A 16,137-nucleotide genomic window follows, 5' to 3' on the forward strand; every position below is an offset into this window, starting at 1 on the left:
TCGATACCCTGGCCACCGAGGTCTCCGTGTAGATGGTCTTCTTGGTCGTTGATCCATCTACCGGAGACCTCACTCATCTCCAGACACGACATGCCGACCCGGGACAAGACTTCTTAAACACGGCCTAGGTCGACGCGCAGTTCTACACCGCCGATGTGGTGGCCGCCTGCCGCCGGGCCGGAGCCTACTTTCCCATCACAACCAGGATGAACTCTTCCATCCGGCGGGCCATCGGCGATGAGGCGTGACGGCAGATCCACTACCCACCGACGTCATCGACCCCGACACCGGCGAGCTGGTCCATGACGTCCAGGTCGCCGAGATCAACACTTACACCACCCCGCTGACGCCCCCGCCCTCCGGCCACTTCAACGCCAAGGCGGACTGGCCTCGGCGGCGCGAACGGAGCCCCACGAACCCCGGCAGCGCAACTGAGAAGAAGGGCCGCTGCTCGGCCGGGGTGCAGCGGCACTTCACCGGCATCGCGGGTAAATCACCAACTGCCATGTCAGGTGTTCGCCTCCCATGTCGACCCCAACAAACAGCGGGTGCTCATCGACCGGGAGCTGTACCTGCGAGACCCCGATCACCCAAATGCGTCTATGGAACATTGATCCACCAAGCTGCTTCGTGGCCAATTTTTCGGAAAGAGCGGACATGGCCGGTAAAAGTTCATCACTTCCATGAGGAAATCAACGAAATTCCCCGGGTATTGCCACCATTCGATTCCATCGCTGACAACCACCGGCCAGTGCTCCGGTGACGAAGTCGACGTCAACCACATGCAAGAGTGACCTCCCCCGGTTACTGCCCATGGAAGCAGCCCACCGTATGGTAGACCATCAGGTAATCGTCAAATTCGAGGTAGCAGTATGTATCGAATAGACGCTTATAGTCTGCCGGTAGTTGGCAGTCCCAGCCGTGCCTCAACATCATCCCAGTCGGGTGGTGCGGCTGCGTGTTGGGCTGGCCCGATAAGCTGTTCAAGGTCTGCAATATGAGCCATGTCTCTCCACAAACCGCTCCTCCTCGGACACCACCGGTTCAAGCTTCGAGCTCGGCATCCCCACACCTATCGGCTGCCAACGAACTATTGACTCAGGACACTAGTTCGCCGGCGCAGCATCACCCAGATTCGACCTTGCTCGACGGCGGCTTTACCCAAATCGCTCGATCGGGAATTGATCGATTCGGTCGCTGCCGGGAAAATCTTTCGAGAAGATTGGGCATTGTACAGAGCCCCGCATCACATCCACAATGAAGTCAGCAAACCCTGCCGAATGCAACCACCATTCCACTCCGTCGCTAACAACTATCGGCCATTTCTCTGGAACGGGGTCGGCCATGAGCCACATACATACTTCACCACCCTCTGTCGCTCCCCACGGAATCAGTCCGCCCTGAGTGGGAAAGAAGGGAAAGGGCGGTTGCTCGCGGACGAAGTCTCCATAGTCATCGACGATGCTGATGCTACCCTGCTCCACCGCCAGCGCGTGCAGGGAGTCCAGCGCGCTGATTGCCCGTCGGCGACGCATTTCGACATCCAGCCCGGGATGATAGACCATCAGGTACTTGTCGAATTGCACGTAGCAGTACAGGTCAAAAAACCTCTTGTAGTCGATTGGAAATCGAAACCCCAGCCCTTCCTCTATTCCGTGCCAGTCGGGGGGCGCGGCCGGATGATTGGGTGGCCCGATAATACGCTCAAGGTCCGCAAAATCCGCCACAGGTCTCCACCCTCGCCCGCGAAAGCTTCCTGTTGATGACGCAGCGGTCCAGTTCGATGCCTGGTCTGCCGTCAGGATACCGCCCGCGTGCGATCAACCTGATCATATCCGGTTGAAGGTTACCTCGCCTATAAATAGGACGCGCCCAATTCACCTGCTGCCCAGCTCTGGCTGCAGTGACCACCTGCCTCTCAAGGCCACTCATGACCGGAAAGATCACCGGCTTCTGCATGCATGTCAACGTAGGCACGAAACGGTTGAGACGCTGGGCGACCGGGTGGACTGATCAGTCTGCGGACTGTTGGGCTACTTGTTTGGCCCAGCGGTAGTCGGCCTTGCCGGCTGGGGAGCGTTGCATCTCTTCCACGAATGCGTAGCTGCGCGGGACTTTGTAGCCGGACAGGTGCTTGCGGCAGTGGGCGTCCAGGTCCTTGGTGGACGGGGTCTCGCCGTGCGGCTGGATGACGGCGGCCACGCGGTGGCCGAAGCGTTCGTCTGGGATGCCGGTGACGACGGCGTCGAACACTGACGGATGGCCCTTCAGGACGGCCTCGACCTCCTCGGGGAAGACCTTCTCGCCCCCGGTGTTGATGGCCTGCGAGCCGCGCCCGTACACCGCGATGCTGCCGTCCTCGTCGACCGTGGCGATGTCGCCGGTGAGCAGCCAGCGCACCCCGTCCGCCGCCACGGGGAACGTCTTGGCCGTCTTCTCCGGGTCGTTGTAGTAGCCGCTGGCGATGTAGCCGGTGCGGGCGACCTGGCCGATGACCCCCGAGCCCGGCTTGACCGGCTGCAACGCGTCGTTCAGCACGGCCACGTCCTCGACGTCGGGCGCGAAGCGCAGGCCCTTCTCCGGCGTGGACCCGGCCACGGCCTCGGCCGTGGAGCCCGACTCGGTGGAGCCGAACCGGTCCATGATGATGACGTTCGGCAGCGCCGCCGCCAGGCGGTCGCGGACCGTGCCGGTGAGGATGGCGCCGGTCGAGGCCAGCGTGATCAGCGAGGACAGGTCGTAGGAGCCGCCCCGCTCCAGTTCCTCCACCATCGGGATCGCCATCGCGTCACCGGTGATGGTCATCGAGTTGACCTTCTCGCGCTCCACGGCGCGCCACACCTCGGCGGCGTCGAACCGGCGGACGTACACGAGGGTCGCGCCAATGAACCAGCCGATCCACGTGCCGAGCTGGGCCGCGCCGTGCATCAGCGGCGCGGCGGCCATCATCACGAGCGGACCCGAGTTGCGCGCGTTGTCCACCACGTCCTGGGGTACGCCGGGACGAGGCAGCGCCGGGTTCCAGAAGCCGAACAGCAGGTTCTTCAGGGTCCACATCACGCCCTTGGGCATGCCGGTGGTCCCGCCGGTGTAGATGATGTAGGTGTCGTCCTCGGACCGTGGACCGAAGCCCCGGGTGTCCGGCTGCCCCGCCAGGGCCTCCTCGTAGGTGACCGCGCCGGGGATCGACGACTCACCGCCCACCACGATGTAGTGGCGCAGGCCCGGCACCTCGGACACGGTCTCCGCCACCCGCTCGTCGAACTCGGCGTCGTACAGCAGGGCCACGCTGTCGGAGTCGCGGTACAGGTACAGCAGCTCGCTCCTGACGTACCGGTAGTTGACGTTGATCGGCACCGCCCGGATCTTCAGCACGGCCAGCAGCGCGATCGCGTACTCGACGCAGTTGTACATCTGCATGGCGACGTGCCGGCCGGGTTCCACGCCGACCGATTCCAGGTGGTGCGCGAGCCGGTTGGCCTCCGCGTCCAGCTCGGCGTAGGTGAGCCGCCGGTCGCCGCAGACCAGCGCGACACGGTCCCCGACCGCGTCGGCGACTCCCTCGAAGAGATCGGCGTGGTTGAACTCCATCGGAATCCGCCTCCGGAGATCAGGGGTGGGTTTCGGGGTCTTCCGTCAGGGCCGCTCCGAGCCGACGATCCACATCGCGAAGAACTGCGAGCCGCCGCCGTAGGCGTGGCCGAGCGCGCGGCGCGCACCGTCCACCTGGTGCTCCCCGGCGAGCCCGCGCACCTGGAGCGCCGCCTCGGCGAACCGGATCATCCCCGACGCGCCGATCGGGTTGGACGACAGCACGCCGCCCGAGGCGTTCCAGGGAATGTCCCCGTCCAGCGCGGTCGCGCCCGCCTCGGTCAGTTTCCAGCCCTCGCCCTCACCGCAGAACCCCAGGTTCTCCAGCCACATCGGCTCGTACCAGGAGAACGGCACGTACACCTCGGCGCAGTCCAGCTCGCGGCGCGGATCGGTGATGCCGGCCTGCCGGTACACGTCCGCCGCGCAGTCCTTGCCCGCCTGCGGGCTGACGGTGTCGCGTCCCGCGAAGGCGATCGGCTCGGAGCGCATCGCGGTGCCGTGCACCCACGCGGGCCTGTTCGGGGCCATGCGCGCCGCCTCCTCGGACGCCAGCACCATCGCGCAGGCGCCGTCGGAGGACGGGCACGTCTCCAGGTAGCGGATCGGCTCCCACAGCATCGGCGTCGACTCGACCATCTCGCGGGAGATACCGGGGATCTTCAGGTGCGCGTACGGGTTCTTCAGCGCGTTCCGCCGATCCTTGACCGCGACCAGCGTCCCGATGTGGTCGGGGGCGCCGGAGCGGCGCATGTACGCGCGGATGTACGGCGCGAAGTACCCGCCCGCCCCGACGACCAGGGACGTAGAGAACGGCGAGCCGACGGTCAGCGCCCAGGTGGCGTTGGACTCCGACTGCTTCTCCCACGCCACGGTCAGCACCCGGTCGTGCACCCCGCCCTGGATCAGCCCGGCCGCCACGATCGCGGTCGACCCGCCCACCGAGCCCGCCGTGTGCACCCGCATGATCGGCTTGCCGGCGGCGCCCAGCGCGTCGGCCAGGTACGCCTCGGGCATCATCACGCCCTCGAACAGGTCGGGCGCCTTCCCGATCACGACCGCGTCGATGTCGTTCCAGGTCAGACCGGCGTCGTCGAGCGCCCGTACCGCCGCCTCCCGCAGCAGCCCGGCCATCGACACGTCCAGCCGCTTGGTCTTGTAGGCGGTCTGCCCGACGCCGATGACCGCGCACGGGTTACCCATCAGTCTCCTCCCGAGAGGACGCAGACCAGGTTCTGCTGGAGGCACGGACCGCTCGAGGCGTGACCGAGCGTCCGGGTGGCCGAGCCGTCGTGGATTCGGGACGCGGCCTCGCCGATGCGGATCAGCCCGGCGGCCATCACCGGGTTGGCCGACAGCGCCCCGCCGGACGGGTTGACCGTGACGTCGTCGCCGAGCCCCAGCGCCTCCCGCAGGATCAGCTCCTCGTGCGTGAACTGCGCGTGCAGCTCGGCCACCTCGATGCCGGCGGCGCCCGCCTTCTCCGCGGCGAGCCGGGCCGCCTCCGAACGGGACAGGTCGCGGGCGCCCGGCGAGTGCGGCTCGCTGCGGTGGTCGATGCCGCGGATCCACGCGGGCCGTTCGCACAGCTCGCGCGCCCTGTCACCGGCCGCGAGCACCACCGCGGCGGCGCCGTCGGTGATCGGCGCGATGTCGTACGGGCGCAGCGGCGCGACGTCGTAGCCCTCGTCCGCGTCCGGTTCGGGCAGGTCGAGGGCGTACGGGTTGTCGCGTCCGGCGGCGCGGGACCTGGCCGCCACGGCGCGCAGGTCGTCCTCCTTGGCGCCCGACCGCTCCAGGTACGCGCGGGCCTGCAACGCGGCCAGCGACACCTGGTCGACGCCCAGCGGCGCCAGGTAGTACGGGTCGAGCTGCAACGTCATGATCTCGCGCAGCACGCCCTGCGAGGGCTTGCCGAACCCGTACACCAGCGCGGTGTCGACATCGCCGTGCAGCAGCCTCACCCACGCCTCGTACAGGGCCCAGGCCCCGTCCATCTCCACATGGCTCTCGGAGATGGGCGGCCAGGCCCCCACCGCGTCCAGTCCGGACACGAACGAGAACGGCGCCCCCGCCAGGTAGTCGTTGGAGCCCGAGCAGGTGAACCCGAACCGGGTCAGGCCCGTCCGCTCCTTGATCTCGGTGATCACCGGCGCCAGCAGCTCGACCTCCGACAGCCCGGAGTCCTCGGCGGTGTGCCGGGTCTGCGCGAACGCGACGACGGCGATGTCCGTCCGGGTCATCACACGTGGTCCTTGATCTGCTCGAAGGGGACGTCGGGCTCGTCGAGGGGCTCGAACCACTTGATGTTGGCCATGGACGCCTCCCACTCCTCGCGGGGACGCCAGGCCGCCTTCACCCGCATGCCCATTCGCACCTGGTCCGCCGGGATGCCCGCGACCAGGGCGAGCATCGGCATGCCCGCGCCGTCCAGCAGGACGTAGGCGGACACGAACGGCACCTCGGGGGCGCGCGGGTCGGGGAGGTTGTTGACCGCGAAGGTGGTGACCGTGCCGGTGTCGGGCAGCTCCACCTCCTCGGTGGTCGGCACGCCGTCCTTGGAGCACATGCCCTTCATCGGCACGATCACCTGCCCGCACACGCCGCACCGGTGACCGAGGATCCTGCCCTCGGCGATGCCCTCCAGGAACCGCTCCTGCGCCCGGCCGGCGCGCAGCCGGTACTCCACCCGGGCCGGCGCGTTGATCATGGTGACCTCGGGCAGGAAGCACTCGATGTCGCCGATCGCCCCCGTCCGCTCGGCCCGCCACTTGGGCCGGACCCGCAGCCCGGTCTTCAGGAAGCGGGGCGGCTTCGCGCCCTCCTCGAACACGCCGAGGTCGAGGGCGTGCAGCAGGGCGGTGTCCGCGCCGTCCGGGCGGACCAGCGCCCACGCGAACGGCCGGTCCAGCGGGTGGCCGCTCAGCGGCCGTCCCACCCACGACCAGGTCTGGACGGTGCCGGCCGGGCCGACCTCGACGAACTCCCCGGTGACCGCCTCGCCGGTGGCCGGGTCGTACTCGGTGGGCGGGACCAGCACCTTCCCGTCCCGTGTCCGCACCCCGACCAGGCGGCCGTCGCGCAGCTCGCTCAGGAACCGCCCGATCACCGGCCCCACCGAGCGGGTGTACCCGCCGGGGAACTCCAGGACGTGGGTGAGGGCGTCAGATGGCACGCTCGTGGTCCTTCCAGTACGGGTCGCGCAGCTTCCGTTTGAGGAGCTTGCCGTTGGGCTCGCGCGGCATCGCCTCGATGAAGTCGATCGACCGTGGCCACTTCATCTTCGCCAGCCGGCCCTCCAGCGACGACAGGATCTCGGCGGCCAGGTCCGGCCCCGGCTCGGCGCCCGCGGCCGGTTCCACGACGGCCTTGATCTGCTCGCCCCACTCCTCGTCGGGGATGCCGAACACGGCCACGTCCGCGACCTTGGGATGCATCACGATCTCGTTCTCGATCTCGGCCGGGTAGATGTTGGCCCCGCCCGAGATGATCATGTCGGCCTTGCGGTCGGACAGGAACAGGAAGCCGTCCTCGGTCAGGTAGCCGATGTCGCCGACCGTGAAGTAGTCCTTGAGCCGGTTCTTCTCCGTCTTCTCCCGGTCGCCCTTGTACTCGAACTCGACCCCGGCCATCTTCATGTAGATCGTGCCGGGCGTCCCCGCCGGGACGGGGTCGTTGTCCTCGTCCACGATGAGCAGCTCACTGATCGGCCACGCCTTGCCGACCGTGCCCGGATGCTCCCGCCAGTCCTGCGGGCTGGCGATCGTCCCGCCTCCCTCGGTGGCCGCGTAGTACTCCCAGATGCAGTCGCCCCACCAGTCGAGCATCTGCCACTTGAGCGGGACGGGGCAGGGCGCGGCGGCGTGGATCGCCCACTTCATGGACGACACGTCGTACCGCCTGCGCGTCTCCTCAGGGAGCGACACCAGCCGTTTGAAGTGGGTCGGCACCATGTGCGTGTTGGTGATGGAGTACTTCTCGATGGCACGGAGGCAGTCCTCGGCGTCCCACCGGTCCATGTAGACGAGGGTGTGGCCCATGTGCAGCGCCGTACCGCCGAACTGGGTGACGGCCGTGTGGTAGTTCGGCGACGTCACCAGGTGGGCCTGCGGGGGCTGCCCGGCGGGCGCCCCCGGCGGGATGCCGAACAGCGTCAGCAGGAAGCCCATCAGCTCGGCGCTGTCATCGGGGTCGATCCCGGCCAGCGCCCGCCGCACCCCCTTGGGACGGCCGGTCGTCCCGGACGTGTAGTGCATGGTGGCGCCGTTGCTGCGGTCCTCGGGGAGGGTGTCCGGCCGGCCGTCCACCAGTTCCTCGTACGACCGGAAGCCCTCGACCGCGCCGAACGCGAAGCGGCGGCGCGGGTCGATGCCCGACTCCTCGGCCGCCCGCGCGCCCTCCTGCGCGTACCGGTCGTGGACGAAGAACGCCTTGGCCTCGGAGTCGGCCACGATGTAGCCGATCTCGGGCCCGGTCAGATGCCAGTTGATCGGGGTGTAGTACCAGCCGGCCTGGAGCGCGGCCAGATACAGCACCAGCCCGTCCACCCCGTTGGGGACGAGGCCGCAGATCCCGTCCCCCTTCTCCACGCCGAGCGCGCGCAACCCGTGGACCAGGCGGTTGGCCCGCGAGAGCAGCGCGCCTGCGGTGTGCTCGGTCCCGTCCGGGTCGACGGCGGCGACCCACTCCGGATCGGCCTGCGCCAGCCGCCAAAAGCCCAACGACCCCATGGGTGTCTCCTCGGCGCTCGCGGTGCACCAGCAGGTGCCGGGGCCCAAAGTAGATCACGTTCTCGTTTTGCCGGGCAAGACCTGTTCGCGGCCGAGCACGATCACTAGAATCTGTTCTTGTTTTCATGCCCCCAGGGCGTCACCCGGAGGGGCCGGAGGAGGAGCGATGGCCGAACGGCTGCCCATCAGCACCGAGCACTGCACCGTCGAGCGGGACGGGCACGTCGTCGTCGTGACGCTGGACCGTCCCGAGGCGCGCAACGCCCTCAGCACGGCGATGCTGGTCGGGATGGCGGACGCGTGGGCCTACATCTCCGCGACGCCCGAGGTGCGCGTCGGCATCCTCACCGGCGCCGGCGGCCACTTCTGCGCGGGCGCGGACCTCAAGGCCATGGGCACGCCCTCGTCCGATCCCCGGGTCCGGGAACGCGCGGCCCAGATCCCCGACTTCCACTGGAAGGGCCTGCTGCGCGACGCGCGCCCGACCAAGCCGCTGATCGCGGCGATCGAGGGCTACGCCGTGGCGGGGGGCACCGAGCTGCTCGTCGGGACCGACCTGCGCGTCGTCGCCGAGGACGCGACCCTGGGCCTGTACGAGGCCAGGCGCGGCCTGTTCCCCATGGGCGGCTCGGCCATCCGTCTCCCCCGCCAGATCGGCTACGCGAACGCCATGGACCTCCTGCTGACCGCCCGCTCGGTCACCCCGTCCGAGGCCCTGGCCATGGGCCTGATCAACAAGATCGTCCCCAGCGGCGGGGCCCTGGCCGCCGCACGCGAGCTGGCCGACCAGATCGCGGCCTGCGGTCCCCTGGCCGTGCAGGCCATCCTGCGCACCTACCGCGAGACCGAGCATCTCCCCGAGGAGGAGGCCCTCAAGGTCTCCGACGAGATCGGCTGGCCGGTGATCGGCTCCGAGGACGCCAAGGAGGGCTCCCGCGCCTTCAAGGAGAAGCGCCCCGCCGTCTTCAAGGGCAAGTAAGGCGGGCGACGGACGCCCTGGCCGGACATCCGGCCAGGGCGTCAGGCCAGGGCGTCCGGCCAGGGGGCGCGGCCGCTACTCCGCCTCGGTGATGGCGTTCAGGCGCTCGATGGCCTCGACGTACTCCTCGATGAGGTCGTAGACGACCTGGGCGGCGGGCTTGACCTGGTTCATGGAGCCCACGATCTGGCCGACCGGGAAGGTGACCAGCTCGCCGTCCCCGGAGCGGGCGATCCGCGGCAGGGCGTCGGCGACCAGCATGAACTGCATCGGCATCGGGAGGGTCCCCGGTGACCGTTCGCTCTCCCACGCCTCCGTCCACGCGGTCTTGAGGAAGCGCGCGGGCTTGCCCGTCCAGGCGCGGGACCTGACGGTGTCGCGGGACGTCGCCTTCAGCAGCTTGGGGAGCGCGCGTTCGGGGGTGTCGGCCTCGTCCACGGTCAGCCAGATGGAGCCCGTCCACACGCCGTCGGCGCCGAGCGCGAGACCCGCGGCCATCTGGCGGCCGCGGCCGATGCCGCCGGCGGCCAGCACCAGGGTGTCCTCGCCGACCGCGTCCACGACCTCGGGGATGAGGACCATCGTGGACACGTCGCCGGTGTGGCCGCCGGCCTCGGTGCCCTGCGCGACGATGATGTCGACGCCCGCCTCGACCTGCTTGCGGGCGTGGCGGGCGTTGGAGGCCAGGCCCGCGACCTTGACGCCGTGCCCGTGCGCCTGCTCGACCACGTCGGCGGGCGGCGGGCCGAGCGCGCTGGCCAGCAGTGCGATCGGGTGCTTGAGCGCGATCTCCACCTGGGGGCGGGCGGTCTGGTCGGTCCAGCCGAGCAGCGCGCGCTGCGCCGACCCGGTGGACGGCTCGACGCCGTGCTCGGCCAGCAGCTCCTCCAGGAACCGCTTGTGCTCCTCGGGGATCATGCTTTGCAGCTTGCCGAGCATCTCCTCGGCGTCACCGAGGTCGGCGCCCTCGTACTTGGCGGGCATCACCACGTCGACGCCGTAGGGCTTGCCGCCGACGTGCTCGTCGATCCACTTGAGCTCGAGCTCCAGCTCCTCGGGGGAGAAGTACAGGGCGCCGAGGACGCCCATGCCGCCGGCGCGGCTCACCGCGGCGACGACATCGCGGCAGTGACTGAACGCGAAGAGGGGGTACTCGATGCCGAATTGCTCGGTGACTCGTGTCCGCACGCCTCGACCCTAGGCCGCCACCCGGAAAACTGCAACAGGTTCTATTCGGCTTGATGCGAGACCTTGCCGGGTCTGGATAACTGGGTAGAACACGTATCAACGATGTCGCGAGGACGCGGCGGGCGCGCCGAACCTGCCGTCCGAGCGGCGCGGCGCCGGCGGCCCGGACCGCGCGGAACGCCGGGACCCGAGCAGCCCCGCGATCACGCCCAGCAGGAGCAGCGCCAGGCCGAGCAAGAAGGTCCCGAACGGAACCCAGGAGCGCGCCGCCTCGATCTTCAGCGCGCCGGCGTTCGCGGTGTCCACCAGCGAACGCTCCGACTCGGGCATGGTGACCAGGTCCGCCGAGGCGACCGTCATCCTGCCCCGGCCGTCGGGCGTCCGCACGGTGCTGGAGATGTCCTGCCGCTGCCGGACGGGGATCCCGGTGCGCGGATCCACCCACATCGTGACGGTGATCGCGGAGTACCGGTCCACCTTCTGGTCCGGCAGCCGCGGGTCCATGCCCAGCATGCGGGCGGGCAGCCTGACCCCGATCGTGCTGGTCTTCGTCTCGGGGACGCGCTGGACGAAGCGGTAGGTCCGGACGCCCCTCACCTCGTCCTCACCCGAGTACCGCATCGGGACCGGCCGCCGGGTCGTCATGTCGAAGAACGGGTAGTCGCGCTTCCGCACGTCCGCGATCGGGAACAGCAGCCCGTACCCCGACATCCGCACGCTCGTGTCGCCGTCCACGTTCGCCCCGCAGCACCGCACCAACCGGGAGGTACGCCGGTCGAACGCGATCCGGAAGCCGGAGATCTGGAGTGGCCTGTCCGGGTTCGCGATGTCGACGACGGTCGTCGTGGAGTCCCAGACCGCGATGTCGTCGTTCCCGCCGTTGGCGCGCACGTCCCCGCGCACGATGGTGGTCGCCCGCAACGTCGCGCCCGACCTGGGCTTGAGCTCGGCCAAGTCGAAGTAGGTGGCGTTCCTGGCCTCCAGCCGGGTCGTCTGGAACCGGTTCAGCGGCGCCTTCACCACCTGCTCGGCCACGTAGAACCTGACCAGCGGGGCGAGGCTGAGGCAGAACGCGCCCAGGCAGACCACGATCAAGCCGACCGGTCGCCGCATGCCGAAGACCTCCGCGAAGGCGCCTCTTCGGCGGGTTACCCTACAGGACCGGCATTCCGCCTCTCTCACCCCGAAAGGGTTGCCGTGCCCTTTGCCGTCCGGTCCCGGCGGGCCCGCCGTCACCAGGCACGCCATCGGCGCCATCAGTGGCCGGCGCTGATGGCGGTGCTGCTGGCGACGTTCATGGACCTGGTGGACGTGACGATCGTCGGGGTGGCGCTGCGCGAGATCCAGACCGAGCTCGGCGCCTCGTACGCCGCCGGGCAGTGGTTCACCGCCGGGTACGCCCTGACGTTCGCGCTGCTGCTGGTGGCCGGCGGCCGGCTGGGCGACGTGCACGGGCGGCGCCGGGTCTTCATGCTCGGGGTGGCCGGGTTCACCGTGGCCTCCGCCCTGGCCGCGGCGGCGCCGTCCCCGGGCCTGCTGATCGCGGCGCGGGCGGCTCAGGGCGCGTGCGGCGGCGTGATGGTGCCGCAGGTCATGTCGATCATCGCGACGGAGTTCCGCGCCGGGCCGCAGCGCACGCTGGCGCTCTCCCTGTACGGGATCGTGCTGGGCGCGGGACAGGCGGGCGGGCCGGTGCTGGGCGGGCTGCTGCTCAGCGGCGACCTGCCCCTCGGCTGGCGGCTGATCTTCCTGGTCAACCTGCCGGTGGGCGCGATAGCGCTGGCGGGCGCCTGGCGCTGGATGCGCGAGTCCCGCGCCGACCGGCCGCCGCGGCTGGACGTCCCGGGCACGCTGCTGGTCACGCTGGGCGCGCTGCTGCTGGCCTATCCCCTCGTCCAGGGACGGGAGCTGGGCTGGCCCGCCTGGACGGTGGTGTCGATGGCCGCGGCGGTGCCCGTCCTGTACGCCTTCGCCCGCCTCCAGCGGCACCGCGCGCGCCGGGGGCTGGCCGTCCTGGTCCCGCCGTCGCTGTTCCGCATCCGGTCCTACACGGCCGGGCTGGCGCTGCTGTTCGTGCTGTTCTGCGGGGTGTCGGGCTACTTCATCGTGCTGACCTGGACGTTGCAGTTCGGGCTCGGCTGGTCGCCGCTGAAGGTCGCGCTGACCGGGCTGGCCTGGCCCGCGGGCATCGCCTGCACCGCGCAGCTCACCAACCGGTTCGGCCAGCCGAGGGCACGCGCGCTGGTCATGCTCGGGACGCCGATCATGGCGGCGGGCACCGTCGGGCTGGCCTGGTCCTGGGCCGCGAACGGCGCCGCGCTCGCGCCCCGCCACCTGGTGCCGTGGCTGGTCGGCGCCGGAATCGGGATGGGGCTGACCATCCCCATCCTGTCCAACCTGGTGCTCGGCGAGCTGCCCGCGGCGGACGCCGGGGCGGCCTCAGGCGTGCTCAACTCGGTGATCCAGCTCGGCAACGCGATGGGCGTGGCACTGGCGGGAGTGGTCTTCTTCGGCGGGGCGTCCGGGCTCGCGCCGCCGTCCGCGCCGGTCCCGGAGTACGCGGGCTGGGGCGCCCGCGCCCTGCTGTTCAGCGCCGCCGCTTTCGCCCTGGCCGCCCTGCTGGCGCCGCTGCTGCCGCGCCGCGTCGCGGGTACCGGCCCGTACGCGCCGCCTCCGGGCCGGCGCAGCGGACCGGGCAGCGAACCACGCAACAATCCGGGCAATGACGGAGACTATCGACTTATATCTACACGTCGATAATATCCGGCCTACCCATCGCGCCCGGCTCACCCCGAGCGGAGCGCACGACGCGCGTCAGTCCCGCGAGGTATGTCCACATGCCGACGGCCCCTCCCACCCTCCGCCTGGACGATCCGGCGCCGCGGCACAAGGCGACGCTGGCCCGCTCCATCAGACTGCTGAGGGCCTTTTGCAAGGAGCGGACCGACCCCGTCTTCTTCTACACCTTGCTCGCGCGGGACACGGTCGGGCAACTTTCCGCCTACACCGACCTGGACGGCGCCACGGTCATCGATGTGGGCGCGGGCGCGGGCTTCCTCGCGCGGGCGTTGCAGGACGCGGGCGCCCGCTGCACGTCCATCGACTCCGACCTTCAGGAGATCACCGCGTACGGCGAGCCGCCTCGCAACACCCTCGCGGCGAGCGCGCTGGCGCTGCCCTTCCGCACCTCGTCCGCCGATGTGTGCGTGTCCTCCAACGCCCTCGAACACGTACCGGACCCGTGGCGCATGGCCGGGGAGATGGTGCGGGTGGTCCGGCCCGGGGGCGTCGTCTACATCTCCTTCACCAACTGGCTGTCCCCCTGGGGAGGGCACGAGACCTCCCCCTGGCACTACCTGGGCGGGCATCGGGCCGCCCGCCGATACGAGCGCAGGTACGGACATCCGCCGAAGAACCGCTTCGGCGACGGCCTCTACGCCGTCTCCGTAGGCGACGCGCTGGCATGGGTTAGGTCCTGCCGCGAGGTGGAGGTGCTGGACGCAATCCCGCGTTACCACCCGCGCTGGGCAGAAGGCATCGTGCGCATCCCGGGGTTGCGGGAGATCGCCACGTGGAACCTGGCCCTCGTTCTGTGTAAGCGGCCGGGCGCACGAGATGCGTGACACCCTGCCCCAGATCTCCGGGCATCAGGACTCGCTCGACGGGATACGGGCCATCGCCGCCCTGTCGGTGCTGACCTACCACGTGTCCAGCGCGTCCGGAGTCCTCTACAGGCCCGGCAGCGCGGGGTGGCTCTTCAACGGCGGCCAGATCGGCGTCCCCGTCTTCTTCACCCTGTCCGGCCTCCTGCTGTACCGGCCATGGGCCGCCGCCATCCTGGACACACGGCGCGGCGGTCCGGGCACGCGCACGTACTTCCGCAAGCGCGCGCTGAGGATCCTGCCCGCCTACTGGGCTCTGGTCATCTGCTTCATGGTCACCGGGGGGCTCGGCCATATCGCCGACCCTGGGACATGGCTGTCACTGCTCACCCTCACCCACACGTACCTGCCCGACCCGTGGTGGGGCAGCCACCTGGGCCCCAAATACCTCGGCCAGATCTGGAGCCTCTCGGTCGAGGTCGCCTGGTACGTCACGCTGCCCGCCACGGCCTGGGCGCTGGCCTGGTACGCGCGGCGCGGCAAGCGCAAGGGGCCGGAGAGCGAGGTGGGCAAGCGCGCCCGGCGGCTGCTCATCGGCATCGCCGCCTACTCGGGGATCTCGTTCGCCTATCTGGTCCACATGTTCTTCCCCGAGGTGAACCCGCGGATCGGGCTGTGGCTGCCGCACCTGCTCGGCTGGTTCGGGACCGGGATGGCGCTGGCCGTGCTCACCGTCTGGGCACGGCTGGAGCCGGCGGGCCGGGTCGCGCGGCTGTGCCGGACCGTCGCCGCCTCCTGGGGCGCCTGCTGGACCGGCGCGGCGCTGGTGTACGTCATGGCCTCCACCCCGCTCACCGGCCCGCTGGACCTGGTGACGCTGGACGTGTTCTGGACCGCCCTGATGAACATCGTCCTGAACGGCCTGTGCGCGGCCTTGCTCGTCGCGCCCGTGGCCATGGCGCACGCGGGGCATGCCGAGCTGGGGGCGATCCTCGGCAACCCGGTGATGCGCTTCCTCGGACGGATCTCCTACAGCGTGTTCCTGTGGCAGATGTTCGTCATCGTCGGCTGGTACGAGTGGACCGGCCGTTCGTTCCGGGGGAATATGCTGACCGATCTTCCCCTGATGCTCGCGGCGACCATCGCAGTCGCGACCGTGAGCTACTACCTGGTGGAGCGGCCGGCTCAGCGGCTCGGCCGTTCCCGGCGGAAGGCTGGGACGGCCGGGAAGGCACGGAAGGCGCCGGACGCGGGCGGTCCACCGGCGGCCGTGCCCAGCGCAGCTCGATCGACGCTCCCGGATCTTCCCCACCGGCCCGATGCGGACGCCACAGCGCCGCCGCGACCCGAGCCAGGATGACCACGCCGAGCAACTGGGGCACGATGTCGCCAAGGTAGCCGGACGGCGTAAGCGGGTTGTCCAGCAGCCGCAGCTCGTAGCCGGTGGCCAGGCAGCCCGTACCGGCCACCAGCAGCACGGCGGGCACCCACGGGGAGGCCAGCGGCCGCCGCGCCCACGTCTCCCGCCTGCGGGCCCAGCCGTACACCAGCACCGTTGCCAGCGCGACGGCATGGCCGGGCACCCCGGCGACCCAGCCGCCCAGGCCCGCCGCCAGCGGGACCACGGCCCAGCCCGGCAAGGCCGCAGGGGCGCCGACGCCCGCCGACACGGGAGGCCGTGCCCGCGCCCGTCCCGGACGCCATGGCCGGACGGCCACGAGGAACAGCACCAGGACCAAGCCGAGCCCGATGGCGACCGTGGCGCGCTGCGCGATGTCCGGACGGTAGGTGAGCTCGACGGTCCCGGTGGTTCCGGCCGGGACGACCCAGCCCTGCTTCCAGCCGTCCAGGCGGACCGGCCGCAGTTCCTTACCGCCGACGCGCGCCTCCCACCCGGTGTTGAAGTTCTCGTTCACCACCAGGAAGGAGCGGCGCGAGGCGTCCACCCGGAGCGCGCGCTCGCCCGCGCCCCATCGCAGCACCTGGGCGGGCCGCAGCTCGTCCGCCGCGGACACCGAGGAGAACGTGGACGGCCGCTCCAGCACGG

At 70.1% G+C, this 16,137-nt stretch carries 12 protein-coding genes; 4 read left to right on the plus strand and 8 right to left on the minus strand.

What is annotated here, in order from left to right; all coding sequences use genetic code 11:
- Positions 1-1,157 precede the first annotated feature (1,157 nt).
- The 6 genes from QSK21_RS06275 to QSK21_RS06300 form a co-directional block, all read right to left on the minus strand.
- Entirely contained in the window at positions 1,158-1,727 is a 570-nt protein-coding gene (locus QSK21_RS06275) for an SMI1/KNR4 family protein (RefSeq protein WP_285694306.1), read from the minus strand.
- 286 nt (positions 1,728-2,013) lie between these two features.
- The gene (locus QSK21_RS06280; protein ID WP_285694307.1) at positions 2,014-3,591 is read right to left on the minus strand and encodes an acyl-CoA synthetase; all 1,578 of its coding nucleotides are present in this window, start codon (positions 3,589-3,591) and stop codon (positions 2,014-2,016) included.
- Positions 3,592-3,636: 45 nt separating this feature from the next.
- Entirely contained in the window at positions 3,637-4,794 is a 1,158-nt protein-coding gene (locus tag QSK21_RS06285; protein ID WP_285694308.1) for a thiolase family protein, read from the minus strand.
- The gene (locus QSK21_RS06290) at positions 4,794-5,834 is read right to left on the minus strand and encodes a thiolase family protein (RefSeq protein WP_285694309.1); all 1,041 of its coding nucleotides are present in this window, start codon (positions 5,832-5,834) and stop codon (positions 4,794-4,796) included. The genes QSK21_RS06285 and QSK21_RS06290 overlap by 1 nt, the downstream gene beginning before the upstream one ends.
- Positions 5,834-6,766, minus strand: coding sequence for a Zn-ribbon domain-containing OB-fold protein (locus QSK21_RS06295; protein ID WP_285694310.1), 933 nt, complete (start codon positions 6,764-6,766; stop codon positions 5,834-5,836). The genes QSK21_RS06290 and QSK21_RS06295 overlap by 1 nt, the downstream gene beginning before the upstream one ends.
- On the minus strand, positions 6,756-8,321 hold the full coding sequence (locus QSK21_RS06300; protein ID WP_285694311.1) for an acyl-CoA synthetase: 1,566 nt from the start codon (positions 8,319-8,321) through the stop codon (positions 6,756-6,758). The genes QSK21_RS06295 and QSK21_RS06300 overlap by 11 nt, the downstream gene beginning before the upstream one ends.
- A gap of 166 nt (positions 8,322-8,487) precedes the next feature.
- Here QSK21_RS06300 and QSK21_RS06305 point away from each other — a divergent pair, with 166 nt between their 5' ends.
- Positions 8,488-9,300, plus strand: a complete 813-nt coding sequence (locus QSK21_RS06305; RefSeq protein WP_285694312.1) for a crotonase/enoyl-CoA hydratase family protein — start codon at positions 8,488-8,490, stop codon at positions 9,298-9,300.
- A gap of 75 nt (positions 9,301-9,375) precedes the next feature.
- Here QSK21_RS06305 and QSK21_RS06310 read toward each other — a convergent pair whose 3' ends face one another.
- Together QSK21_RS06310 and pgfA are read right to left on the minus strand one after the other, a co-directional pair.
- Complete coding sequence (locus QSK21_RS06310; protein ID WP_285694313.1) at positions 9,376-10,488, minus strand: NAD(P)H-dependent flavin oxidoreductase; 1,113 nt, start codon at positions 10,486-10,488, stop codon at positions 9,376-9,378.
- A 96-nt stretch (positions 10,489-10,584) separates the two neighbouring features.
- Complete coding sequence (gene pgfA, locus QSK21_RS06315; RefSeq protein ID WP_285694314.1) at positions 10,585-11,601, minus strand: cell envelope lipid trafficking protein PgfA; 1,017 nt, start codon at positions 11,599-11,601, stop codon at positions 10,585-10,587.
- A gap of 84 nt (positions 11,602-11,685) precedes the next feature.
- On the opposite strand from pgfA, the gene QSK21_RS06320 reads away from it, so the two are divergent.
- From QSK21_RS06320 to QSK21_RS06330, 3 genes are all read left to right on the plus strand, one after another.
- Positions 11,686-13,248 carry an MFS transporter gene (locus QSK21_RS06320; protein WP_285694315.1) on the plus strand — a complete coding sequence of 521 codons (1,563 nt, stop codon included), beginning with the start codon at positions 11,686-11,688 and terminating at the stop codon, positions 13,246-13,248.
- A 77-nt stretch (positions 13,249-13,325) separates the two neighbouring features.
- Positions 13,326-14,111: a class I SAM-dependent methyltransferase gene (locus QSK21_RS06325; protein WP_285694316.1), complete on the plus strand. Its 786-nt coding sequence runs from the start codon at positions 13,326-13,328 to the stop codon at positions 14,109-14,111.
- A complete protein-coding gene (locus QSK21_RS06330) occupies positions 14,104-15,450 on the plus strand; it encodes an acyltransferase family protein (RefSeq protein ID WP_285694317.1) in 1,347 nt (448 codons plus the stop codon). Before QSK21_RS06325 ends, QSK21_RS06330 begins: the two co-directional genes overlap by 8 nt.
- The last annotated feature ends 687 nt before the right edge of the window (positions 15,451-16,137 follow it).

The sequence above is a fragment of the Actinomadura sp. NBRC 104412 genome, from assembly GCF_030269515.1.
In the GTDB taxonomy this organism is placed as follows: Bacteria; Actinomycetota; Actinomycetes; order Streptosporangiales; family Streptosporangiaceae; genus Spirillospora.